Source organism: Pseudomonas capeferrum (genome assembly GCF_013523055.1).
GTDB lineage: Bacteria > Pseudomonadota > Gammaproteobacteria > Pseudomonadales > Pseudomonadaceae > Aquipseudomonas > Aquipseudomonas capeferrum_A.
The window spans coordinates 190,571-214,667 of record NZ_JAAMQM010000002.1 but is presented as its reverse complement, the minus strand read 5'-3'; the positions used below and the strand labels follow the sequence as shown (position 1 = coordinate 214,667).

At 61.9% G+C, this 24,097-nt stretch carries 18 protein-coding genes; 5 read left to right on the top strand and 13 right to left on the bottom strand.

Annotated features, from left to right (window positions below; translation table 11 throughout):
• Positions 1–130 precede the first annotated feature (130 nt).
• The 6 genes from G7009_RS03440 to G7009_RS03415 form a co-directional block, all read right to left on the bottom strand.
• On the bottom strand, positions 131–427 hold the full coding sequence (locus tag G7009_RS03440) for a flagellar protein FliT (RefSeq protein WP_181128564.1): 297 nt from the start codon (positions 425–427) through the stop codon (positions 131–133).
• 9 nt (positions 428–436) lie between these two features.
• On the bottom strand, positions 437–832 hold the full coding sequence (gene fliS / locus G7009_RS03435; protein WP_181128563.1) for a flagellar export chaperone FliS: 396 nt from the start codon (positions 830–832) through the stop codon (positions 437–439).
• Positions 833–959: 127 nt separating this feature from the next.
• Positions 960–2,363 (bottom strand): flagellar filament capping protein FliD, encoded by a 1,404-nt coding sequence (gene fliD, locus G7009_RS03430; RefSeq protein WP_181128562.1) that lies wholly within the window; start codon positions 2,361–2,363, stop codon positions 960–962.
• 79 nt (positions 2,364–2,442) lie between these two features.
• A complete protein-coding gene (locus G7009_RS03425; RefSeq protein WP_181128561.1) occupies positions 2,443–2,799 on the bottom strand; it encodes a flagellar protein FlaG in 357 nt (118 codons plus the stop codon).
• 70 nt (positions 2,800–2,869) lie between these two features.
• Positions 2,870–3,712 carry a flagellin domain-containing protein gene (locus G7009_RS03420; RefSeq protein WP_181128560.1) on the bottom strand — a complete coding sequence of 281 codons (843 nt, stop codon included), beginning with the start codon at positions 3,710–3,712 and terminating at the stop codon, positions 2,870–2,872.
• Positions 3,713–3,964: 252 nt separating this feature from the next.
• On the bottom strand, positions 3,965–4,900 hold the full coding sequence (locus G7009_RS03415) for a ketoacyl-ACP synthase III (protein WP_181128697.1): 936 nt from the start codon (positions 4,898–4,900) through the stop codon (positions 3,965–3,967).
• Between the two features lie 320 nt (positions 4,901–5,220).
• On the opposite strand from G7009_RS03415, the gene G7009_RS03410 reads away from it, so the two are divergent.
• From G7009_RS03410 to G7009_RS03390, 5 genes are read left to right on the top strand one after another with little or no spacing between them, the layout of a single operon-like run.
• Positions 5,221–5,982, top strand: coding sequence for a class I SAM-dependent methyltransferase (locus G7009_RS03410; RefSeq protein ID WP_181128559.1), 762 nt, complete (start codon positions 5,221–5,223; stop codon positions 5,980–5,982).
• Positions 5,983–5,984: 2 nt separating this feature from the next.
• Positions 5,985–6,587, top strand: coding sequence for an HAD-IB family phosphatase (locus tag G7009_RS03405; RefSeq protein ID WP_181128558.1), 603 nt, complete (start codon positions 5,985–5,987; stop codon positions 6,585–6,587).
• Positions 6,563–7,234, top strand: coding sequence for an NTP transferase domain-containing protein (locus G7009_RS03400; protein WP_219856411.1), 672 nt, complete (start codon positions 6,563–6,565; stop codon positions 7,232–7,234). Before G7009_RS03405 ends, G7009_RS03400 begins: the two co-directional genes overlap by 25 nt.
• Positions 7,227–8,375: a hypothetical protein gene (locus G7009_RS03395; RefSeq protein WP_181128557.1), complete on the top strand. Its 1,149-nt coding sequence runs from the start codon at positions 7,227–7,229 to the stop codon at positions 8,373–8,375. Before G7009_RS03400 ends, G7009_RS03395 begins: the two co-directional genes overlap by 8 nt.
• Before the next feature lie 58 nt (positions 8,376–8,433).
• Entirely contained in the window at positions 8,434–12,846 is a 4,413-nt protein-coding gene (locus G7009_RS03390) for a glycosyltransferase (RefSeq protein WP_181128556.1), read from the top strand.
• Positions 12,847–12,942: 96 nt separating this feature from the next.
• Here G7009_RS03390 and G7009_RS03385 read toward each other — a convergent pair whose 3' ends face one another.
• The 7 genes from G7009_RS03385 to flgG all read right to left on the bottom strand — a co-directional run bounded on the left by G7009_RS03385 (position 12,943) and on the right by flgG (position 24,074).
• A complete protein-coding gene (locus tag G7009_RS03385) occupies positions 12,943–16,497 on the bottom strand; it encodes a glycosyltransferase (protein ID WP_181128555.1) in 3,555 nt (1,184 codons plus the stop codon).
• Positions 16,498–16,572: 75 nt separating this feature from the next.
• Positions 16,573–18,141, bottom strand: coding sequence for a flagellar hook-associated protein 3 (locus tag G7009_RS03380; protein ID WP_181128554.1), 1,569 nt, complete (start codon positions 18,139–18,141; stop codon positions 16,573–16,575).
• 13 nt (positions 18,142–18,154) lie between these two features.
• Positions 18,155–20,200, bottom strand: coding sequence for a flagellar hook-associated protein FlgK (flgK, locus tag G7009_RS03375; protein ID WP_181128553.1), 2,046 nt, complete (start codon positions 20,198–20,200; stop codon positions 18,155–18,157).
• Positions 20,201–20,212: 12 nt separating this feature from the next.
• Complete coding sequence (gene flgJ / locus G7009_RS03370) at positions 20,213–21,406, bottom strand: flagellar assembly peptidoglycan hydrolase FlgJ (protein ID WP_181128552.1); 1,194 nt, start codon at positions 21,404–21,406, stop codon at positions 20,213–20,215.
• A gap of 11 nt (positions 21,407–21,417) precedes the next feature.
• Positions 21,418–22,527: a flagellar basal body P-ring protein FlgI gene (locus G7009_RS03365; RefSeq protein WP_181128551.1), complete on the bottom strand. Its 1,110-nt coding sequence runs from the start codon at positions 22,525–22,527 to the stop codon at positions 21,418–21,420.
• Positions 22,528–22,539: 12 nt separating this feature from the next.
• Positions 22,540–23,235: a flagellar basal body L-ring protein FlgH gene (gene flgH / locus G7009_RS03360; protein ID WP_181128550.1), complete on the bottom strand. Its 696-nt coding sequence runs from the start codon at positions 23,233–23,235 to the stop codon at positions 22,540–22,542.
• A 53-nt stretch (positions 23,236–23,288) separates the two neighbouring features.
• Positions 23,289–24,074: a flagellar basal-body rod protein FlgG gene (gene flgG / locus G7009_RS03355; protein ID WP_181128549.1), complete on the bottom strand. Its 786-nt coding sequence runs from the start codon at positions 24,072–24,074 to the stop codon at positions 23,289–23,291.
• Positions 24,075–24,097 lie beyond the last annotated feature (23 nt).

Below are 24,097 nucleotides of genomic sequence, written 5' to 3'. Positions count from 1 at the left end.
GGCGTGTTCGACAGCATTCCGACTGAACACTTCAGCAATCGGACGTCTGATAAACGCAAACAGCCACTAGTTAAGTCAAAAAAACAGGGTCAGTCAAATTTATGGCGCCCTGTTTTTGTATCATCCAGCGTCAGCTGAACAAATGGTATACCTTTGCGGCGTTTTTTGCCTGGCGGATCTGCGACATCTCATCGACTATAGATTGACGCTCACCACTTGCAATTTCAATTAATTGCCGGTAGACCCCCAGCAGCTCCTCAAGACTGCCACGGACCGCCGATTCGTTGACAGAAGCTTCCGCCAGCACATCGTCGACACACAGGCGGCACTCGATGTCGAGCTCGCTCACGGCTTCCCAATCGCGTGTGGACAGCGCGGCCAACAGCGCCTCGCGCGTTTGTTCGATACGCTCGATTACCAGGCTCATCGGGTTCTCCTACGACTCTGCGGTCTGATCGCCAATGGCATCCCAGCCTTCCTTGACGGTGATCAGCAGGCGCGCCACCTCGTCGAGAATGGCCGGATCGGATTTCACGTTGGCTTCGACCAGGCGACGGCTCATGTAGGTATACAGACTGTCCAGCTCGGCCAGGCTGTCGGCATGGTTTTCGAGGTCCAACCCTTCACGCAGGCCGCCGACGATATCGATAGCCTTGCCGATCAATATGCCCCTCTGGGCGATGTCATTGCGCGCGATGGCGCCCTTGGCCTGGGCAATGCGGTCGAGCCCGCCTTGCATGAGCATCTGCACCAGACGGTGCGGGCTGGCTACGGACGTCTGCGCCACACCGTTGACTTTCTGGTATTGCCGAAGGGCCAACATCGGGTTCATGGTCTACCTCGTTGCAGCGGAAAAGGTTGCGTGTACCGTTTGTATCGCCAGTACGGTAAAAAACTTTAGGGTGAAGAAAAAGCCCGACGTGACTGGAAAGCGACGTTGGGCTTGGTGCGCGACGGGATCAGGATTTCGCCTGGGCGTTGATGGCGTCGAAGAACGACGTGATCTGGCTGGCTTGAGCGGTCATCTTGCCGAGCGCGGTATCTAGCGCGACATAACGTTTGGTCAAGGCTTCGGTCAACGACTCCGAACGTCGGTCCAGCGCCGCTTGCTGATCGCTCAGGCGCTTGGCCACGACATCCAGATTGTTCTTGCGCTGGACCAATGTGCCGTCAGTGGCGTTGTAGGGGTCGATCGCCTTGTTCATCCGCGCGAAAATGCCGTTCGTACCGGAAAACAGCTCCTGCACCTCGGTACCGAGCTTCTTCTCATCCATCGCCGTGGTGAACTTGGTGGCATTGAACTCCAGCGTCCCGTCCTTCTGGGTGTTGATACCCAGCTGGCTCAAGGTGGTCAGCTGGTCGCCCGAGCCGACCTCGGTCAATACCTTGCGCACATCGCCCAGCAACGAGCGGGTGGTCGGGTCGTTGGTCAGCGAACCGAGTACCGTGTTGCCATCTTCGTCAAGACTGGTGGACGTCAACGAGGTAATGGTTTTCTGCAGCGTGTTGTAGGCATCGACGAAGCCCTGGACCGACTTTTTCAAGCCGTCATTGTTCGCGGCTACCGTGGCCTTGGTCGAACTATTGGAGGACGAGGTTCCGGTCAGCTCCAGGGTCATGCCGCTGATGGCATTCTTGACGGTATTGGTAGCGCTCTCGACTTGCAGACCGTCGATGGTGATAACGGCATTCTTGGCTGGATTGGTGATGAAGCCGGCACCGTTGGCATTGTCGGCCATCGACTTGGTGCCGTCGATTTCGAGCTCGGGAATACCGCTCAGCACCAGATCGGTACCCTTGCCGGTAGTCGTGGAAGACAGCACGAGACGCGAACCGCCCGACTCGTTGATGATGTTGGCGGAAATGCCGTTAGCACCCATTTCCTTGTTGATCTGGTCGCGAACGCTTTGCAGCGTGGCGCCGCTGCCGACCTGAATCTTGTAGGACGTGTCACCCTGGGCGATGGTGAGCTCGCCTTCGCCGATTTCGGCGCTGGCGCCATCGGCGAACTTCTGGCTGGCCACCTTCGAACCGGTAGCCAGGTTGCTCACCGCGATGTCATAGCTGCCGGGAACGGCAGTACTGTCGGCGGATACCTTGAAGATGGCTTCGTTACCGGACGTGGCGGCGTAGGGGTTGAACGAGGGCGCATCCGCGCTGTTGAGTTTCTTCATGGCGTCCTGGAACGCCGTGAGGGCGCTGCGCAGCGCGCCGACACCGGAAATCATCGCAGTGTTGTTACTGGTCTGCCGGGTGATCTGTGCCTGCTTGGCCGCAGTATCGGACTGGACGAGCACCGTGACGATCTCGGTGATCTTAAGACCAGATCCAAGGCCGGTGGAGGAGCTAATCGGACTTGCCATGCTGTGTCCCTCTCATAAACGCGTCGCGACCTGCTCCTGCAAGCCCGACATGAAACTGGTCATGATGCTCGTCGCCCGGTCAGACCTTGGCGTCGAACAACAGACTGTTGACATCGCTCAGGCTGTTGGCGATCCGTAGAGCCTCTTCGGAGGGAAGCTGGCGGATCAACTCGCCCGTATCGCTGGCGATGACCTTGACGATGATTTTGCCTGATTCTTCGTCCGTGGAGAATTCCAGGTTGCGACGGCTCGAGTTGATAAACTTCTCGATTTCCGAGACGGCGCTCTTGACCTTGTCAGCATCCTCGACGGGTGGCAGGCCGCTTTTGCCACTGTCAGGGGGGATATCTGCCAAGCGGGTAATCGGCTTTTCGGCGACCTGTTCGGCTGTACGAACAGCCTGATACGACAGGTTCATCTTGACGTTAATGTCCATGTCCACCACCTGAGAACGAAAAAGCGGGGAAGCGCTTCAAATGCACTCCCCCGCCAGAACCCATCAAGGATTACTGAAGCAGCTTCAGTACAGCCGATGGCAGCTGGTTGGCCTGGGCCAGGACCGAAGTCGAAGCTTGCTGCAGGGTCTGCTGCTTGGTCAGCTGGGCAGTTTCCGCGGCGAAGTCGGTGTCCTGTACACGGCCGCGAGCGGCCTCGGCGTTTTCGTTGATGTTCTGCAGGTTGTTGATGGTGCTGGTCAGACGGTTCTGCGCGGCACCGAGGTCGGCACGATTGGTGTTGATGGTCTGCAGCGCGGTGTCGATCGCGTCGACGGCGGCGTTGAAGTTGGCCTCGATCTCGGCGTCGGTACCGGAGATCGCGATGCTGCCGCTGCTGACGTTCAGGGTGGTTGCGGTCAGGTCAGCCAGGGTGATGCTGATCTGGTTGTCGGAACCGGTGTTGGAGCCGACCTGGAAGGTCATGGTGGCAGCCGAGTTCAGCAGGTTCTTGCCGTTCAGCTGGGTGCTGTTGGCAATACGAGTCAGCTCGTCCGACATCTGCGCGAATTCCTTGTTCAGCGCGTCACGGTCGTCGTCGCTGTTCGAGGTGTTACGCGACTGGACTGCCAGTTCACGCATGCGCTGCAGAATGTTGGTCTGCTCCTGCATCGCGCCTTCGGCGGTCTGAGCAATGGAGATACCGTCGTTGGCGTTCTTGATCGCCATGGTCTGACCGCGGATCTGGGAGGTCATGCGGGTAGCGATCTGCAGGCCGGCGGCATCGTCCTTCGCGCTGTTGATCTTCAGGCCGGAAGACAGACGAGTCATCGAGGTGGCCAGTGCATCGGTAGCACGGTTCAGGTTTTTCTGGACGCCCAGGGAGGTGGTGTTGGTGTTAACGGTCAAAGCCATGACGAAATCCTCGTGGTATGGGTACTGCGGCTTCCGGCCCTGGCATCCGCCGGGTGTGGCCTAGAGAACCTTCGTAATGGTTATCGTCGTGAAGGCAGGTTGCTTTAGGGCTTTTTTGCAAATTTTTTAGTGGCAACCGGCCATACCAATGAAATCAAGGACTTGACGCCAAATAACCAACGACCTTGCTGGCGGACATCGAAAAGGCGCTGGCCTTGTGAGGGCAGCGCCTTTTCGATGACCCGGGTCGGCTCACTCGGAACGTTCGATGATCGCCGAACCCCATGACAAGCCCACGCCGAACCCGCTCAGCGCGACACGCCTGTGCGGTGAGCCGAGTACGTGCTTTTCGAGCAGTAGCGGAATGCTCGACGACACGGTGTTGCCGGTCTCGACCATGTCCTTGACGAATTTCTGCTTGTGCTCACCCTCTTTGAAGCGTAGCGACACGGCATCGACGATCGCCGCGCTGCCCTGATGCAGGCAGTAAAGGTCTATGTCATCTGCGTGCAAATGACTCGTGTCGAGCAGTTGCTGCAAATGAGCCGGGATTTTCACCAGGGCGAAATTGTAGACCTGCCGGCCATTCATGAAAAACTTGCCATCGGTGGTGCGCAAATGTTCGGCACCAGCGCCGTCACTGCCAAACAATGATTTACCTAGCAGCCAACCAGCATCCTCGCCCATCCAGGTTGCCGTCGCTGCGTCACCGAACAACATCGTGGTATTGCGATCTTCCGGATCGACGATCTTGGAATAGGGATCGGCGGTGATCAGCAGTCCGTTTTTCAGCCCCGCAGCTTCCATGAACCCCTTCATGGCGTACAGGCCGTACACATAGCCCGAACATCCCAGCGAGATATCGAAGGCGGCAACACGCGTCGCAAGTCCCAGTTTGTGCTGGACGATGGCTGCGGTGTGCGGCAGTCCTTCGGCGTCACCGTTCTGGGTAACGACGATTACGACATCGATCGATGCTGGATCCAGTGAAGAATTACTGGCGAACAGCGCCCTCGCCGCCTCGACACACAGGTCGGAGGTTTCCTGGGTCTCGTCCTTGCGCGGCAGGAAAGTCGAACCGATTTTGCCGAAGATGAACTCCTGGTCCTTGCCGAACTTGGCACCCTGGGCGTAATTGTCGACGCCTTCGACAGGGACGTAACTCGCGATGCTTTTGATGCCAATCATTGTGGCTTCCCGATAGATATGGCGGATTGTGCGGGCCATGGACCTTGGGATCAAGGCTTGCATGCCGCGCCGACGTGGCTGCCCGCTGACTCAATAGAGTAGAGATGCCCGTTTCGACTGCCAAGTCACGGCTGTCCATCCATTCCATCGAAACCCTCGCCGCCCCACGGCGCAGGCGATGGCCTCCACCACGGTGCGTGTGCGATCCGAGGCACGACCGCTCCGTTGGCAAACCTTTTGCTTATCACCGGCCTTGACGTCGGAAGCCTGACGGGGATGCCCCTTGCACATGCCGACCGTACCTATCAGAGAGAACAACCATGAGCACCCGAGGACGATCGAAGGGAACGCAGGTCGATATCGACTACGACGCGACCCACACCTTCTTTGAGGCCCGCGCCAGACGAGATTACGCAAATGTCCTCAGTGCCACCATGTACCAGGATCAGAACCCCGATCTGGTCGCGCGGCGCGATCAGGCGGAAAAGGACGCGCTCGGTCCTCGCCTGCGGCTGCGCTCGGGCTGCAAGGTTCTCGACATTGGCTGCGGCCTGGGTCGCTGGGGTTGGTTCATCAGCGACCAGGTCGCGGACGCCGCTTACCTTGGCATCGATTTCTCGGCATCCCTGATCGAAAAGGCCGAGACCCAGGCGCGACTGCTCGACAAGCCCCAACTGCGCTTCCAGGTCATGTCGGCCACGGCCATCGAGCCCGCCTTGCTGGACGTCGCTCCCCCTTATGACCTGGTCATCGTTGCCGGGCTTCTGATTTATCTGAACGAGGAAGACTGCGTGAAAGTGCTGGCCGACGCCTGCCGCCTCTGCGCCCCAGGGGGGCTTGTCTATCTACGCGAACCGGTCGGCGTGCAAGAACGCATGACCCTGGACCGCTTCTACTCCAACGAACTGCAACAGGAGTATTCGGCCATCTACAGAACCATCCCCGAGCTCGAGCGACTTCTGGCCAGGGCCACGGCTGCCGATACCTTCAGCGTGCAGGATGCCGGTTTTCTGTTTGCCGACGAGCTGGAAAAGCGCGCCGAAACACGCCAGTACTTCATGATTCTGCAGAGGGCGCACTGACCGTGACGACCGCGTATTGCTTTGACCTCGACGGTACTCTGACGCGCCAGGAGCTGCTACCGCTGATTGCCTCCTCCGTAGGCCTCGAAGACGAGATATCGGTGTTGACCCAGGCCACGATCAATGGCGTGCTGCCCTTCGACAAATCCTTCAAGCTGCGCGTCCGGCTGCTGCGCGACGCGAGGCTCGACTGGATCCACCAGGCCTTGATCGATCAGGTCGAGTTCGACAGGCACATGCTCGACTTCATCGCCAGTCGGCCAGACCAGTGCTTCGTGGTGACCGGCAACCTTGATGTATGGGTCAGGCCGATCCTCGACCGCCTTGGTATCCAGAGCTTCACCTCGACCGCTTGCATGGAAGAGGGACGGGTCGAAGGCATCCGGCACGTCCTGCACAAGGGCGACGCGGTCGACAGCCTGCGTGACCGTTTCGACCGGATCATCGCTGTCGGCGACGGCATGAACGATGTTCCCATGTTCGAAGCCGCCAACTGGCGGATCGCCTTTGGTGGCACCCACGCCCCCAACCCCCTGCTGGTAAAGCTCAGTGACTTCGTCATCAACGACGGGAAGACCCTATGTCGCCTATTAAGCATGCTGTGATCTGCGCAGCCGGTATCGGCTCGCGACTGGGGTTGAACAAGCCCAAGTGCCTGGTCGAAGTGAATGGACGCACGCTGCTCGACTACCACCTCGAGCGTCTGGCCTGGGCGCAGACCCTATGGTTGGTGGTGGGTTTCGAAGAGGAGGACGTGATCGCCCATGCGATGTCCCTGCGCAACGATATCATCGTGGTCCGCAATCCGGATTATGCGCGCACCAACACATTGCAGAGCCTCTATCTGGTATCGCGGCATCTGGATGAACGGTTCCTGATGATCGATGCCGACACGGTGGTCGAGACAGAGTCTTTCAACGACTTCATGGCAGCGTCCAACGAGCACCGCCAACTGATCGGCGTGTCCCGCTATACCACCAGCGACGGTGTCCGGGTGCTCCTGGACGCGAACGCCGAGTCGGTCGTGGGCTTCACTCGCGAACCCCATCATTCACGCGAATGGACCGGCATCGCGATCATCGAACCGGCCCTGGTGGTAGACAAGCCTATCTATGTCTACCAGGCACTGGAGCCATTCCTGCCGATGCGCGCGGCCGAACTCAAGGCATTCGATATCGACACCACCGCCGACCTCGACATGGCCGGTCGAGTACTCGCCAGCGGCTGGAACCTGGAGGCCGAACATGCATGACCAAACGAAGCGCAACGGCAAGCGTCGCCTGGCCATCCTCTATCAGTTGCCTGAATCCTGGGGCAACGTGCGCACGGTCTGGGACGCCGCCCGGCAGGACGACGACCTTGAAGTGCTGGTCATCATGCTGCCGTTCTTCCACCAGGATTATCAGTGGCAGCGCGAAGCTTCGCAGGCCCACCTGGACGAGCTTGGCGTGCCTTACGTGGCTTGGGACGATGTCGACCTGGAGCAGGCGGGCCTCGACGCCGTGATCTACACCTCGCCCTATGACGAGACGCGGCCTCCTGCCTATCGCTTCGCCAACCTGCGCCGGCATGTGCCTTGCACGGCCTATGTGCCTTACGGGCTCGAGGTCGGCGGCGGTGAGCACAACTACGTCTACCAGTATGGGCAGCCGGTAGCCACCGGCGGGACAGCGGTGTTCGTCCGTTCGCAGGGCGCTCGCGCGATGTTCGAGCGTCACTGTCCGACCGGAGCACGACATGTCCACGTCACGGGCCACCCCCGGATGGACAACCTGGCGAACCTGGCGCGCTTCGAGGTCGATCCGAGCCTGCGCGAAGCCATCGGAACACGTCGGGCAATTCTCTGGAATGCGCATTTCTCGATCGACGGTGACCTATGGTCCACCTTCGATCTGCTGGCAAAGGGAATCTTCGACGCCTTCGCCGACCTCCCCGACCTCGCGCTGATTTTCCGTCCGCACCCGCTGCTATGGAAGAAGCTGATCAACCTCAACATCCTCGACGAGGCAGGCATCCGCGCACTCAAGACCGAACTGCAAGCGCGTGGCGTCATAGTCGATGAGCGTGCCGACCATCGACACGCCTTCGCCGCCAGCGAAGCGATCATGAGCGATGCCGGGTCATTCCTGATGGAGTACCTGGCCACGGGCAAGCCGGTGCTCTATCTGCGTAACCCCCATGGGCTGGGCGTCAACGAAGAAGGCGCAGCACTGGTGCGGCACTATCGCACGGCAAGCGACGCCGCCGAGCTGCGGCTGTTCCTCGAAGAATTCATCCGTGGCGACGACCCGCTCGGGGTGGGCCGTCGCGCGGCGATCGACGACTTCTTCCATCGCTTCGATGGTCAGGCCGGCCAACGGGTCGTCGACGTACTGAAGGACCTGATGCAATGAACAATGACCATTACCGGGACTACGCAACGTGGCGGATGTCTGTATACGAGGGGCAGGCATGAGCGAACACTATCTGCAGGAACCGGCAATCAGGCGTCTGCTGAACGGGCTGGAACAGGTCTGCGCGGCGAAGGCGCGCCATCGGGCGCCCAAGGCTTCGACCGCGGATGTCACCGTCGCGGTCATGTCGTACAACAACGCCGCTTTCCTGGGGCAGACCATCGACTCGGTACTCGCCCAGAAGGGCGTGACCCTGGAGCTGCGGGTCTTCGACGACTGCTCGCCCGATGACAGCGTGCAGTTGCTCGAACGCTACCGTCAGGATCCGCGTTTCAGCTACCAGGTCAACCCGCGCAATCTTGGCATGATCGACAACTACAACCAGTGCCTGCGCGCGGGCACCGGCCGGTATGTGGTCGTGCTCGGTTCGGACGACCTGCTCTACCCGGGTCACCTGAGCAGCCTGGTCGAAGCCATGGACCGCAACCCGCAGGTGGCCCTGGGCTATACCCAGTGCATGTGGATCGATGAAGAGAGCCGCATGCTCAGGCACGGCGCGCATGCCGGGCACCGCGCGGGCAACTACGTGGGAGGCCGCGACGAACTGGCCGATCTGCTGAGCTACGACAGCTACATCACCCCGTCGGCCGCCATGTTCCGCCGCAGCATCCTGCCTAGCCTGACCCTGGACGACGGCAGGATCCACCGCAAGGACATGCTCGCGGGAGACTGGGAGCTGTGGACACGCATGGCCCAGGTAGCCCCCGACTTCCTGTTCCTGCATCAGGCCACGGTGGGCTACCGGGTTCACGACGGGCAGATTTCCCAGGGGTTCTACGCCTCCGAGAAACCCTTGGAAGAACACACTCGGATCCTCGAGCTGAACCTGGCGACTCCGGCCGCCCGGCAGCGCCTGCAACGCGGCGCCATGTCGATCTGGAGGTTCTACGAGCGCCGGCTGGCGGCCCAGCCCGCCGAGGTCCAGGCGCGCTTCGATGAACGCAAGATGCGCATTCACCAGAGTCTGTTCGATTTCTCCCAAGGGCAGAACGAGTCCACCGTCCTGTTCTCGGTGATCGTCACCACGTTCAACCGGCCGGTCCTGCTCATGGATGCCCTGGGTAGTCTGGCATCGCAGACCTTCCGCGATTTCGAGGTGATCCTGGTCAATGACAACGGTACGCCTGTCGAGTCGCTACTCACGGATTTCGACTTCCCCATCACTTACCTGCGCCAAGGGCGCAACCAGGGTCCGGCCGCGGCTCGCAATACCGCGCATCGCCTGGCGCGTGGACGCTACCTGGTGTACCTCGACGACGACGATCGCTACCTGCCGGACCACCTGCAGGTATTGGCGCAAGGGATCGAAGCCTATCCCAACGCGGTCGTCTATACGGATTCGATCTACATCATCGAGAAGCTGGAAGGCGATACGCGGGTTGAATTGCGCCGCGAGCAGCGCTACCCCCATGCCCAGTTCTCGGTGGAACGCCTGTTCGTCGACAACTACATCCCCATCAACACCTTTGCCTGGCCACGCAGCCTGCTGGACAGCATCGGTGGCTTCGACGAAGTCATGCATGGACTTGAGGACTGGGATTTCCTCATGCGCCTGGCCGCGCGAGCTTCCTTCCAGCATCTCTATGCGCAGACCGTGGAGGTCCGCCTGCGCGAAGCGACCAACGATCCCACACGGCGTTCGGCACAGGCCCTGAGCAGCTATGGCGAACTCTACCAGTTGCTGTATGCCAGGCACTCGGACCTCAACAACGACTCGGTGCGGCGAGAGCGACGCAAGATGCTCAGGCGCTTCGGCCTGCTTGCGCGGGAGCCGGGAGCATCCAGCCAGTTGGAGTGGTTGCGTCGACGCAGCCTGACCGCGCATCAGCAGTGCCTGATCGAAGAACGCCTGCAAGACCACGGGCAAGGCCCACGATTCGCCTTCTTCGTGCTCGACCTCACGGGCGATGCCGAGAAAGTGGCGGCAACGCGTCGATCACTGGAGCCTTCCTACAATGGCTATGCAAACAGCCTGGCGACATTGCTGACTGTCGCCCCACAGGGCCATGAAGGGTTCTCGGGCCCTGTCCTGCAGGTATCGGAAGAGAACTGGATCGAGACCCTGAACCGATGCATAGGCGAATCGACGTTCGACTGGTCGTGCATACTCGAGGCCGGGGACGTTCTGACGCCCAACGGTCTGCTGGTCGCGGGTCTGGAACTGCTCACGGCGCCCGACTGCCGAGCCATCTACTGCGACAGCATGTACCGTCAGGAAGATGGCACCCTGGCGGCGGCGCTGCTCCCGGACTTCAACCTCGACTACCTGCTTAGCTTGCCCGCGGCCATGGGACGACACTGGTTGCTGAACAGAACTGCCCTGGTGGAGGCCGGTGGCTTCGACGCGCGCTATGCCCAGGCGCCGGAATTCGAACTGGTCCTGCGCCTGATCACCCTCGGCGGCCTGGATGGCCTGGGTCATGTAGCCGAGCCACTGGTGGTTACCCGCCCTCCGCGCCTGCTCGACAATCCGGATGAAAAGAAGGCGATCATCGAGCACCTGCAAGCCCGTGGGTATCAAGACCCTGATGTCGTTTCGGATCAGCCGGGCCACTACCGAGTGCGCTATGGTCACCCGCAGCAACCTCTCGTTTCGGTGCTGATCCTGACCGGCAGCAAGCTGCCGCATCTGCAGCGTTGCGTGGAAAGCCTGCTGTCGAACACACGCTATCCCAACTACGAAATCCTGCTGATCGAAAGCGATGCTTCGGCCGCCGACATCGGTGAATGGCTGCTTGCGCTGGAGGCCCTGGGAGAAAGTCGGCTGAGGACGCTGCGCCCGACCGCCAGCCTGCCAACGGCTGCGCTCATCGACCATGCGAGTACACAGACCAATGGCGAATACCTGCTGTTGCTATCGGCGGAAACCGCCATCATCGACGGCGACTGGCTGGATGAGTTGCTCAACCACGGTCAGCGCCCAGAAGTCGGCGTGGTCGGGGCCAAGTTGCTGTCTGCTGATGGGAAGGTGCGCCACGCCGGCTTGATCCTTGGCCTGGATGGCCCTGCCGGGCGCCCCTTCGACGGCGAGCTGCTGCAGGAGGCGGGTTACATGCAGCGGCTGCTGGTCGATCAGGACTACAGCGCGGTCAGTCGCGACTGCCTGCTGATACGCCGCGAGATCCATGAGGCGCTCGGCGGCCTTTCGGACGACATACCGGATGCGTTCCTGGATGTCGACCTCTGCCTGCGGGTTACTCAAGCGGGCTTCCTGACTGTCTGGGCAGCGAACGCCAGGCTGATGATCAGCGAGGAGTCCATGCCCAAGGCCTCGGTGCAGGAGGAGGACATTCTCTACCACAAATGGTTGCCGCGACTGGCGCGTGATCCGGCCTACAATCCGAATTTCTCCCAGGCGCAACCGGGCGGATTCAAGCTGGCCCAGACCGCCTTGTCATGGCGGCCCTTGTCCTCCTGGAAACCCTTGCCGACCGTTCTGGCGCATCCGGCCCAGCTTTGCGACTCCAGCCAGTACCGAATCGTCGAGCCGTTCAACGCACTCCAGCAAGCGTGCGCGGTGGACGGCACGGTTTCCCTCGAGCTTCTGCATGTCACCGACCTGGAGCGATACGCACCGGACAGCATTGTCCTGCAGCGACAGCTCAGCGAGGAGCGTCTGGCGGGCATGCGCCGGATCGGCGCCTTCTCCCGCGCGTTCAAGGTTTACGAGTGGGGTGGAGATGGAACTGGCCTGTCTGGCTCGGCGAGCACGCGCGCTACCCTGCCCGATGACCTGCGCGCGCGATTGCTAAGCCCTCTGGCCCTGGTCGATCGCCTGGTCGTCCCTACCCAGCGCCTGGCACAAGCCTTGGAGGGTATGCATACGGACATTCGTGTCGTTCAGAGCCGCTTGCCGGTCGCTGCCTGGAGTGCCTTGCAAAGGCAACAGCCCCTGGACGGTCGAGCGCGGATAGGCCTGACCGCCAACAGCTGTCAGACAGTCGATCTGTCAATGCTCGTGGAGGTGATGGCGGCACTGGGACAAGACGTGGAATGGGTCTTCTTCGGCCACTGCCCTGCCCTGCTGCGTTCTCATGTCAGCGAACTGCACGGCGAGGTGGGCATCGATGAGTACCCCACGAGGCTGGCGCAATTGAACCTGGACATCGCTCTTGCCCCATTGGACGACAACCTGTTCAACGAATGCCGGCATCACCTTGCCCTGCTGGAGTTCGGGGCGTGCGGCTACCCAGTGATCAGTAGCGATATCGGCTCGACTACCGGCTTGGAACTACCCGTGACACGCGCGCGAAATACGGCTGAAGGATGGATCGAGGCGATCCGCATGCACTTGTCCGAATCAGGCCATTCGGTAGACCGCGGCGATGCGCTGCAAGCCGTGGTACGCCAACACTGGCTGCTTGATGAGAGCAATCTGGAAGCATGGCGCAAGGCCTGGTTGGCCGACTGAAACACTGCTCGAGGTCCGGACAGGTACTCCACCTGTCCGGCACCTCGATCCGGAAAATACTGTCGCCAGGCCTGGCCTGGCGCTCGCCGGAAAGGCTCAGTCAGCGAGCCAGGCCCATTCCCATTGCCGAAGGCTGTCGCCACGCAGTACATAATCGCGTAGCACTCTTTCACGCAGCTCATCGCCCATGCGGTAGCTGGCCACCGGGTCTTTCAGGTGCATGCGAATGGCTTCCAGCCACTCCTTCGCGCTATTGCTGCGCACCCGTGTGCAAGGCAGATCGCCACGATAGGCGGCGGTGTCGGAGCAGATGACCGGGTACCCACAGGCGCCGTATTCGAGCAGCCGCAGATTGCTCTTGCAGTCGTTGAAGACATGGAACTCCAACGGTGCCAATGCCAGATCGAGATTGAGGCTCGCCAGTTTCCGTGGGTAGGCCTGCAACCCGACGACGGGATGAAACTCATGGATGTAGGGTTTCAGGTGCTCGGGGCACATTCCGAAGAATACCCATTCGACATGTCCGGCCAACTCGCGCACGACCTCGGCGATGACCTCGAGATCCCCCCCGTGGCTGGTTCCCCCGCCCCAGCCGATGCGTGGCTTGCGGGAGACCTGGCGACGACTCTGCAAGCCCAGCCAGAGCTCCGGAGCCAGCATATTGGGCACTACCCGTATATCGGAGTGCATATGAGAAAAGGCATCGGCCAAGGCCTGGGTCGTGACCACTACCCTGTCGCACAACCCCATGCAGGCTTGAAGTTGCTGCTCGATATCGGCGGGCGTGTTGCGCGCATGGTTGTTGAGGCTCGGGGTCTTGAGGACGTAATCGTCGATTTCGAATACGCGCCGTGCCTTGGAATAACGCGCGATACGCTCGATGTCCTTGGCCGACTCCGCGGTGTGCCTGAGCTGCAGGATGATCACATCCGGATCCATGCGCGCCAACTGGATCGAGTTGAGCGATTCATAGGCGATACGCCCCACCACACGCCCGGCGGCTTCGAGCTCGCGAAACGGCTGGGTTACCCGGTAGTGGCCCACGGCCGAAGCATTGATCGGCAGGCACAGGACCGACGGCAGCACTCGGGCGCACAGTGGATTCCAGCTGCCCTGCAGCGTGGCTTCGAGACTGAAGTTCGCCGAGCCCAGATTCAGGTTGGGGTTGTAGGCGGGATCGTTGATCACGGTCGGCCACCACCGCTCGCAGAAGGTGCGCTCCGCTTCCCCGGCGGCAGCCGGGGTCACGTCACGGGTAGTCGCTCGCAGGCGTGCATGTGGCGTCCAGGCGATCAGGTAGCCGTCCGCCTTGGCCCTGAGACAGAAATCGATTTCAGCGAGGCCCGAAGCATAGGTATGGACATCGAAACCGCCCAGGCTCTCGAGCACTTCCTTGCGAACCATCAGGCAGTCCGCGGAGACGGCGGTCCAGTTCTGCACGACCTGCAACCGCTGCAAATAGCCTCCGGCTTGCGCGTCCTCACCGACGAAGGCCGGACCGGCGGCGCTGCCCACCCCCAGCACGATTCCGGCCTGGGCCACGCGGTCCTGCCGGTCCAGGATCTTGCATCCCACGACCCCGACCTCCGGGCGCTGGGCGAGCTGGAGCAGCTCCTCCAGCCATCCCGGATCGAGGGCCTGCAGGCCGGCCGAAAGCATGAGCAGGTATTCGCCATTGGCCTGTTCCGCCGCCGCATTACGCAGCAGTGCCGCATCGTTGCCTCCTGGCGTGCGTACGATTCGCAGCAGGGCCTGACCGACTTCCGACATCGCTTCGAGCCACTGCTCCATGGCCGGGTCGGTCTCGGCGCCCGCCACGATCACGACCTCGAAACGTGGATAGCCGGTCTGCTCGATAACGCTTTGTATCGTGGCTTGCAGCCCTGCCAGATCGCTACCGCAGGCCACGACGACAGAGACCAGGGGCTGGCTGTCATGCAGGTACTCGACCCGATGAAGCAATGGGTTGCCGTCGTGGTGGATACGATGGGCCACGCCCAGTCGCGCCAGGTGTGCCTGCACCAGCGGCATGTTCTGTTCGATCACCGACGGCAGCGACAGCCACTGCGCGTAGCTGAACCGGGATTGAAACTGGATCTCTGGAATATGCTCGATGACCTGGGGGCCACGGGTTTCAACCAGCCGCCAGATCAGATCGTGAGGGGCCAGCTCCGCGAAGGTCGAGTCGAAACCGCCCAGGCTCCTGACCGCATCGAGCTCGAAAGCCAAAGCGCGTCCTACATAAGGGTAGCTGCGCAGCAGATCGATATTAAAGGCCGGCTTGAACACCGGCTCTTGCGACTGTCCATCGACCAAAGCCCCCTCGTCACTGTAGATGCATGCCAGCCCAGGGATGACGGCGATGCGCTCGGCCAGGATCAACAACGCGGATTCCCCGAGCACATCCCCGGCCCGCAGCAGGTAGAACCAATCGGCTTGCACCTGCACTTCGAGCTCCCGATTGACCTGCAGCGGCCAGTCGGCCTGCAGTGGCACTTGCCTGACGCCCGCACGGGGCAACGGATCGGACGTCGACATCACCACGCATTCGTAGGCGCCGTAGAGTTGGGCCTCCAGGCTGTCGAGCGTGAGCTCCACCCCCGTGGCATCGCCTTCGGGGTCCAGAACCAGCGTGACGATGCGCGGATGCCGCGGCCACTCCTGCAAGGTATGCGGCAGCTGCCTGCGCTGAGCGTCGCTGAACTTGCGCGCGTCGAACCATTCCCGGTAGAACTCGGCGTAACTCTCGCTTTCGCCTCCGACCCGACCCTGCATGCAGGTCTGCCAGTTGCTCAACAGCAGCACCATATGCAGTTCGCGCCATTGGCGGGGCTGCTGCTCGGCCGCGGCCAGAGGCAAATGCCGCACCCACCCGCTGGCCGGCGCCGCTTCCCCACCGCGTGCCGCCAGCATCTGTTGCAACCATTGCCGCTCCTGTGGCAACACACGCACTACCGATTCCTGCTTGCTCAGGCGCTGCGGATGGATGCGTTCGACCACGCAGGGATCACTGATCATCACCAGGTTGCTGCCACGCATCAGGCAGACGAACAGCGCCTGGTCCAACAGGCCGACAAAACCATGCTCGCCCTGGGTCAGCGCTTGCAATAGCGCATGCGCCTGCTCTCGTCGCATCAATGCCGCCGACAGGTTTCCGAGGAAGCTCAAGGAGCGTCCTTCCAGCACGGCCAGGATGTCGTCGCCCTTGAACAGGGTATCGACGTTGGCGAACTGCGCATTGGACATGCGCATGGGCAAGATGAAATTCTCGGGATCGGCAAGCACCCGTTGGGCCAGCACCAGGCTGACATCCGAATGATCCGCCAGGGCTTGGGCCTGCCGCTCCACGCAGGCCGGGAACAGTCGGTCGTCGTCGCAGAGGATCTTGACGAACTCTCCCGACGCGAGTGCCACCGCCTGTCTCACGTTGCCCACGAACCCCAGATGCCGGTCGTTGCGGATATAGCGCACGGAAACGCCCGCGCCCTCGAAGGAACGCACCACGCGCTCGATCTCACCTCCGTCGCTGTCGTCGCATACCACTACTTCCAGGCATTCGTAGGTCTGCGCCATGGCGCTCTGCAAGGCCATGGCGAAGAAACGCGGATTGAAGGCGGGGATGACGATACTGACGAGGGGCGGCTTGCTCACGATAGACAACCTGGGAGGCGGTCCGAGGCCGGCCCCCTTCGGGGTCATGCCTCGGTCCTATAGGTAGGAGAGGACTCAGATGTAGTTGATCAGCGACAGGGTCGCGATCTTGGCGTAGGACTGCAGCGAAGCCTGAAGCATGTTGTTCTGCATCTGCAGGCGCAGCATCACTTCGGCAGGATCGCTCTCGCGGATCGAGCTCTGCGTCTTGGTGTTCTCGGTGCTCAGCGCTTCATTGGTCTCGGCCTGGACATCGAGCGCCTGGCCGCGCCCGCCGATGGAGGCGATAGACGAGGTGACCTGATCGGTGGCACTGATGATATTGCCGATTGCCGAGTCCAACGAAGCGATGAAGTTTTCGCGGGCGGTCGAGTCGTTGTCCATCGGCGTCGTCAACGCCGTACGCAGTTGGCTGATGGTATCCAGCACATTCTGGTTCTGGTGCGTATCCACCTTGATCGCGAACTGATCGCCGCTGGCCGGCGTATCGGAGAGCTCGAAGCTCACCCCGGCCGCCGTGGCGGTCGTGCCGCTCAGGCTGCCCTTGGCAACCGGACGGCTGTCGGCGGTCATCGGCGAAGCATACAGCTCGAACTCGCTGGCACTGGTGAACTTGAGCACCGCACCGCCACCGGGGAAGGACGACTGGTATTTTTCCTGGTCGGCGATTCGGGCACCGGTCACCTGGGCCGAGGAGCCATTGCCGGCGCTGCGGGTACCGGCGATGGCGTCGGGCTTGGCGCTCAGGGTGAAGGTATGGCCCGCGATCGCGGCGTCCGGATCGGCGCTGTCACCGTCCTTGAAGTTGATGCTCAGGCGCAGGTCGACGCCGCGGAAACTCACCGTGGGGCTTTCGCTCTTGGGGTTGAACTTCCCGCCTTCGCTGGCTTCCAGGGTCACGTCATTGCCATCGGCATCGGTGATCTTGTATTGCGTGCTGCTGGTGAACTCGACCGTGTAGGGCTCGCCACTGCGGAAGCGGTCGTTGAATATCGCGCTGCCGGAAACCTGGCCACTGGACAGGCTGACCCGCCCATCGTCGACCGGAGGAGCGATCAGACTGGTCTGGCTACGGCTGGTGTTGAGCGCCTGCTCGAACGCGGTGTAACCGGATTCGTTGGCGGCCAGACTGATCATGTCGCCGACCTGCAGCATCAGGCTGCCTTGGTCGCCTTGGTACGAATAGGAGCCGTCAGCGTTGTGCACGTAAGGCTGGGTATCACCTTTGGAGCCGGAGAACAGGTACTTGCCGCTCTCGTCCTTGCTGTTCATCAGGGTGTACAGCTGACTTTCCAGGGACGCCAGCTCATCGGCGTTGGCCTTGCGGTCGGCGTCGGTGAAAGCACCGTTGCCGGAACTCACCGCCAGCTCGTTGACGCGCTGCAAGAGCGTGCCGATCGAGTTCAGGGTGGTTTCGGCCGTACCCAGCGCATTGCGCACCGTCGTGACGTTGTCGCTGTACTGCTTGAGCATGTTCTGCTGCTGCTCGAGCTGCAGCAGACGCGCGGCACCTACCGGATCGTCGGCCGCGGTGCGCACGCGAATACTATCGCTCGCTTCCTGTTGGGTCTTGACCGCGTTGGCGAAGCTGCGCTGATAGTTGGCGGCATTGGTGTTGTAGAACTGCGAGGTGGAAATACGCACGGTCTACGGCTCCTTAAAGACTGTTGATCAGGGTGGCGAAGGTTTCCTGGGCCGCCTTGATGATCTGCGACGACGCGGTGTAGTACTGCTGGAACTTGATCAGGTTGCCGGTTTCCTCGTCGATCGAGACGCCGGACGCCGAGTCGCGGCTGTCCAGCGCAGACTGCTGCAACGCGCCGGTGGCACTGCTGTCCATGCCGGCCTGGGACGCCTTGCCGCCCACGTTGGACACCAGCTTGGCGTAGCCGTCAGTGATGCTGATGCCCTTGCCATTGGCGCCTACTTCGAGGGTGGCTTTGCTTTGCAGGTCGAGGACCGACTGGGCATTGCGGTTATCCGCCGAGCCCGCGCCAGTCAAGGACACGGTGTAGCTGTCGCCGTTCTTCGGTGAGCCGGAAATGGTCATCTCGAAGGTGAAATTCTGCTGCGTGCCACCCTCGGTGATCGGATTACCGCTGCCATCGACCATGGGCACGCTGAGTTTCAGCGTGTTGCTCTCGCCTGGGAGGATGGTGCCGGTGCCGATTTCGGTGCCCTTGGCATCGTACATCTTGTACGCCTGCGGGGAGCCGGTGTCGGTGCCGAACACCAGCTTCACGGGCGTCGAGTACTTCAAACCAGTCTGCAGCTGAGACCGCTGCGCCGAATCGTGGATATCCAGTTCGGTGGTCAAGGTCGGCTGGCCGATCTGGCCGGTGCCCTGGTTGCCGGAGCCGCTGGTCGCCGTGAGGGGAGCCGCCAGCGCCAGACGCTTGGGATCGGTGAGGACAGTATCGATAGCGGATGCGCCATTGCGCGTCGGGGTGATCTTGAAGCTGTCGCCGGTGCTCGGGGCGCCCCCATTGAGCGTCAGGCTGAAGCCATCGATCACCGGGGCCGGATCGGCGTTCAGGTCGAAACTGCCCAGCTCGCTGTTATCGGACAGCTTGCGCACGGTGTAGACCGTCGGGCTGGTAAAGGTCACCTGGTAATCGCTGGTGGTCAGCTTGCCAGTGTCCTTGATCATTACATCGAGGTTACCGGAGCCGACGCTGTTGCCAAGACGGGGCGTGCTGCGCTCGCCGGCGGCCTTGGCGCTGTTGATGTCGGCGAACAGCGTGGCGCCGAATTCGCCGTTCCTGTCGATGCCTTGGGCGAATTGGCTGTTGATGGCGTCCGACACCACCAGCGCCACACGACCCAGTTCGTTGAGCGCGGGGTCGAGGGTTTCCTGGCGATAACGCAACAGACCGCCCAGCTCGCCACCGGTCGTGCTGCTGGAAATATCCATTTTCGTGCTGCCACGATTGAGCATCAGCGCCATGCGCGACGGGTCATTCTGGCTGGGCGCCACCTCGAGGCTCTGGGTGGTCTTGCCCAGCACCAACGCTTGCCCGTTGTTCAGGTAGATATCGTAGTTGCCTTCGCGCTCCACCACCTGCGCACCGATCAGCGTGGTCAGCTCGCGGACCGCACCATCGCGTTGATCAAGCAGGTCGTTCGGGCTGCCCTGTGTCGCCGAGACGCGCGAGAGCTGGTCATTGTACTGGGCGATGGTCGAGGTCAATTTGTTGACCTGATCCGCGATCGACGCCATGTTGCTGTTGATGTCGGTGCTTTGCTGGTTGAGCTGGGAAGACAGGGCATTGAAACGCTTGCCCAGCGACTGGGCGCTGCCCAGCAGCAATTGCCGCGAAGAGTCGTCGGTAGGCTTGGCCGCCGCGTCCTGCATGGCGGTGTAGAAGCTTTGCAGCGCCGCGGTGATACCGGTATCGCTGCTCGACAGGGCAGTGTCCAGTGGGGTGATCTGCTTCAGGTACGAAGCGGCATCGCTGCTCAGCGACGTGGTGGTACGCAGCTGGTTTTCCAGGAATGAGTTGTAGACCCGTCGTACATCGGCCAGGGTCGTGCCGCTGCCGATATAGACGTTGCCGTACTGCTGCGAGCCTTTGGTCTGCTGGACGGTCTGCTGGCGAGAGTAACTCGCGACATCGGCGTTGGCGATGTTGTTACCCAGGGTATGCAGCCCGGATTGCGCGGCATTGAGCCCCGACATGCCAATACTGATCAAACTCGCCATGGTTCCGGACCCTTATGATTGCGTTGAGGTACCGAGCGATGCATAGCTCTGGTACGACTTCATCTGTTTTGCGATCTGCGAGATCTTGCTGGCGTACTGAGGGTCGGTGGCATACCCGGCCTTCTGCAATTCCCGCACGAACTGTTCTGGTTTATCGGCCGACTTCACCGCATCTTGATAGCGCGCATTGTTCTGCAGCAGGCTGACCAGGTCATGGAAGCTGTCCTGGTAGGAGTCATAAGAGCGGAACGCCGCGGTTTCCTTGACGAAGCGCCCGTCACGGAATTCGCTGGTGATCGCCCGCGCCTGGTCACCTTCCCAGTTGCCGCTTGCCTTGATGCCGAACAGGTTGTGGCTGCTGCTGCCGTCGGTATTGCGCATGACCGACTTGCCCCACCCGGTTTCCAGGGCGGCCTGGGCCACCAGATAGCGCGGATCGATGCCGATACGCTTGGCGGCCTGCTCGGCCATCGGCAGCATGGTGGCGACGAACTCGTCGCTGTTGGCGAACGCTTTCTTCGGCGCCAGGGGCGGCTGAGCCACCGCGCGGCCAAGGATCTGCAGGTCGCCTGGCGCGGCAAACGCCTGCGCCGGGGTCCAGTCGTTCTTGGCTGTCGCAGTGGCCTGTACGCCCTGTCGAGCCGGCAACGCGGCGTCGTTGGTGACCGCGGCCGTGCCGCCCGCCGAGGGCACGATACCGGCCAGCAAACGATCGGTGAGTTTGCCAGGCAAGGCCAGGCGCCGCGAGTTGAGCGCGGCGACATCGTTGCGCGTCGCGGCGGCGGTCGTATCGCGCACCGGCTCGGCCACCTTGCTGCCCCACAAGGCCGGCGCGGCGCCCTCGGTCCGGGGGAACGGGCTGGGATTGGCAACCGGGTTCTTCTGCTTGGACAACTGACGCATGAGCACGTCCTGCAGGCCGATACCGCCGCCCTCGCGCGACATGCTCACCGCCAGCTGCTGGTCGTACATGTCGCGGTACTGCTTGACCGTCTCGGTGTTCAGCGGGTTGTCCGCGGCGAGCACGTCGCTGGCCTTGCGCGATGCCTTGAGCATCTCGCTGACGAACAGCGACTCGAACTCCTGGGCCACCTTGCGCAGGTTGGCTTCGCTGTCGCGGTCACCGATCTTCATCGAGTTCAGGCGATTGAGGTCGGTGTACGACCCGCTGTCGCCAGTGCTGGAAACCAGGCTCTTGGGATTCATCGCCAGCGTCCTCAGATCACGATCAGGTCGGCTTGCAACGCGCCGGCCTGCTTCAAGGCTTCAAGGATGGCCATCAGGTCGCCTGGCGCCGCGCCCACCTGGTTCACCGCACGCACGATCTCGTCAAGCGTGGTGCCCGGACCGAACTTGAACATCGGCTTGGCTTCCTGCTCGGCGTTGACCCGCGAGCGCGGCACGACTGCGGTCTCGCCGTTGGAGAACGGGCCGGGCTGGCTGACGATCGGATCTTCGGTGATGGTCACGGTCAGGCTGCCGTGGGTCACCGCCGCCGGCGATACCTTGACGTTCTGACCGATGACGATGGTGCCGGTACGCGAGTTGATGATGACCTTGGCCACCGCCTGGCCCGGATCGATCTCCAGGTTCTCGAGGATCGACAGGTAGTCGACCCGCTGGCTCGGATCCATCGGCGCGGTGACCTGTACCGAGCCACCATCCAGGGCCTGGGCCACGCCAGGGCCGAGCAGCTCGTTGACCTTGTCGACCACGCGCTTGGCCGTGGTGAAATCCGGGCGATTGAGGTTCAGGGTCAGGCTGTTGCCCTGGTTGAAGCCGCTCGGCACTGCGCGCTCGACGGTAGCGCCGCCAGGAATGCGGCCAGCCGACGGGACGTTGACGGTGATCCTCGAGCCGTCACGACCCTCGGCATCGAAACCGCCCACCACCAGGTTGCCCTGGGCGATGGCATAGACGTTGCCGTCGATCCCCTTGAGCGGCGTCATCAACAGGCTGCCGCCGCGCAGGCTCTTGGAGTTGCCGATCGACGATACCGTGATGTCGACCACCTGGCCCGGCTTGGCGAACGCCGGCAGGTCGGCATGGATCGACACCGCCGCGACGTTCTTGAGCTGCACGTTGCCAGAGCCGGCCGGCACCTTGATACCGAACTGCGACAGCATGTTGTTGAAGGTCTGCAAGGTGAACGGGGTCTGCGTGGTCTGGTCACCCGTGCCATTGAGTCCCACCACGAGACCGTAGCCGATCAACTGGTTGGTCCGAACGCCGGAAATGCTGGCGATGTCCTTCAGGCGCTCGGCATGGGCGGCGAACGCGCAGGACAGGATGAGAGTGGCGGCGATCAGCTGCCTGAACTTGAACATGGGCATCCGCACTCAGAAGGGCCAAAGCGGGCTGATGAAGAAACGGTCCAGCCATCCTGGCTGACTTGCATCGGCGAAAGCGCCCGTGCCCGAATAGGTGATGCGCGCATCGGCCACGCGCGTCGATGGCACCGTGTTGTCGGTGGCGATGTCATCGGCACGGACCATTCCCGCGATGCGTACCAGCTCGTCACCGGTGTTGAGGGTCAACCACTTTTCACCGCGCACGGCGATGATGCCATTGGGCAGCACATCGGCCACGGTGACGGTGATCGAACCGGTCAGGGTGTTGCCCTGGGCAGCCTTGCTGTCGCCCTTGGTCGAGCGCTCGCCGCTGTAGCCGGCGTTGAGCGACAGGTCACCGCCGCCAAACGGGTTGTTGGTGCTGGGCGAGGCGCCGAACAACGAGGACAGGCCTATGCTGGCGGTGCTGTCCTTGCCGATCTGCGAGTTGGCATTCTTGCTCGCCGAAGTCCGCTCGTTGAGGGTGATGGTGATGATGTCACCCACCCGGAACGCCTTGCGGTCGCTGTACAGGTTCTGCTCGAAACCGGCCTGGTAGATCGAACCGTTGTTGGCCGCCGCCGGCAATGGGGTACGCGGCAGCACCGGCGCATAGTACGGATCGTTGGGCCTGGCCTGCGGCGCGACACAACCGGCCAGCAGCACCACGCCACCCAGGGCGAAAACGGACAACAGACGATTCATGACGCTTACCTCACGGTGTAACGGGGACTGCGTGGGCGACCGGAAAAGCATGCTTACAGCTGCTGGGTAACGAAGGAGAGCATCTGGTCGGCGGTGGAAATGACCTTGGAGTTCATCTCGTAGGCACGCTGGGTCGTGATCATGTTGACCAGCTCTTCGACGGTGCTGACGTTGGAGTTTTCCAGCGTCTGCTGCAGGGTGGTGCCGAAGCCGTTGAGGCCCGGGGTGCCGATCTGCGGCGCGCCGCTGGCGGCGGTTTCGAGGAACAGGTTGTTACCCATGGCCTGCAGGCCGGCCGGGTTGATGAAGTCGGCCGTCTGGATATTGCCGATGACCTGCGCCGCCGGGTTGCCAGCGGTGGTGATCGATACCGTGCCGTCCTGACCGACGGTGAAGGTCTGGGCTTCTGGGGGCACGACGATCGCCGGCTCCAGGGCAAAACCGTTGGCCGTGACGATCTGGCCATCGGAGTTCAGGTGGAAGGTACCGTCACGGGTATAGGAAACCGTGCCATCGGGCTGCAGTACCTGGAAGAAGCCCCTGCCGTTGACCGCCATGTCGAGCGGGTTTTCCGTGGTCTGCAGGCTCCCGGTCTGGAAGTTCTTCTGCGTGCCGACGATGCGCACACCGGTACCGACCTGCAGGCCGGACGGCAGTTCGCTGTCCTGGGTCGACTGGGCACCGGGCTGACGCTTGATCTGGTAGAGCAGGTCCTGGAATTCGGCGCGATCGCGCTTGAAGCCAGTGGTCGAAGCGTTGGCCAGGTTGTTGGAAATGACCGTCAGGTTGGTGTCCTGGGCGGACAGACCGGTTTTACTGACCCAAAGAGCCGGAAGCATGCTGTTCTCCTCGAGCGCCTGTT

Bases quoted from the DNA above. Each gene is read 5' to 3' on its own strand.
- fliS (WP_181128563.1), bottom strand. From the start codon at position 832: ATGAACCCGATGTTGGCCCTTCGGCAATACCAGAAAGTCAACGGTGTG.
- G7009_RS03415 (WP_181128697.1), bottom strand. From the start codon at position 4,900: ATGATTGGCATCAAAAGCATCGCGAGTTACGTCCCTGTCGAAGGCGTC.
- G7009_RS03400 (WP_219856411.1), top strand. From the start codon at position 6,563: ATGTCGCCTATTAAGCATGCTGTGATCTGCGCAGCCGGTATCGGCTCG.
- G7009_RS03390 (WP_181128556.1), top strand. From the start codon at position 8,434: ATGAGCGAACACTATCTGCAGGAACCGGCAATCAGGCGTCTGCTGAAC.
- G7009_RS03410 (WP_181128559.1), top strand. From the start codon at position 5,221: ATGAGCACCCGAGGACGATCGAAGGGAACGCAGGTCGATATCGACTAC.
- flgG (WP_181128549.1), bottom strand. From the start codon at position 24,074: ATGCTTCCGGCTCTTTGGGTCAGTAAAACCGGTCTGTCCGCCCAGGAC.
- flgK (WP_181128553.1), bottom strand. From the start codon at position 20,200: ATGGCGAGTTTGATCAGTATTGGCATGTCGGGGCTCAATGCCGCGCAA.
- G7009_RS03395 (WP_181128557.1), top strand. From the start codon at position 7,227: ATGCATGACCAAACGAAGCGCAACGGCAAGCGTCGCCTGGCCATCCTC.
- flgH (WP_181128550.1), bottom strand. From the start codon at position 23,235: ATGAATCGTCTGTTGTCCGTTTTCGCCCTGGGTGGCGTGGTGCTGCTG.
- G7009_RS03440 (WP_181128564.1), bottom strand. From the start codon at position 427: ATGAGCCTGGTAATCGAGCGTATCGAACAAACGCGCGAGGCGCTGTTG.
- G7009_RS03365 (WP_181128551.1), bottom strand. From the start codon at position 22,527: ATGTTCAAGTTCAGGCAGCTGATCGCCGCCACTCTCATCCTGTCCTGC.
- G7009_RS03420 (WP_181128560.1), bottom strand. From the start codon at position 3,712: ATGGCTTTGACCGTTAACACCAACACCACCTCCCTGGGCGTCCAGAAA.
- flgJ (WP_181128552.1), bottom strand. From the start codon at position 21,406: ATGAATCCCAAGAGCCTGGTTTCCAGCACTGGCGACAGCGGGTCGTAC.
- fliD (WP_181128562.1), bottom strand. From the start codon at position 2,363: ATGGCAAGTCCGATTAGCTCCTCCACCGGCCTTGGATCTGGTCTTAAG.
- G7009_RS03425 (WP_181128561.1), bottom strand. From the start codon at position 2,799: ATGGACATTAACGTCAAGATGAACCTGTCGTATCAGGCTGTTCGTACA.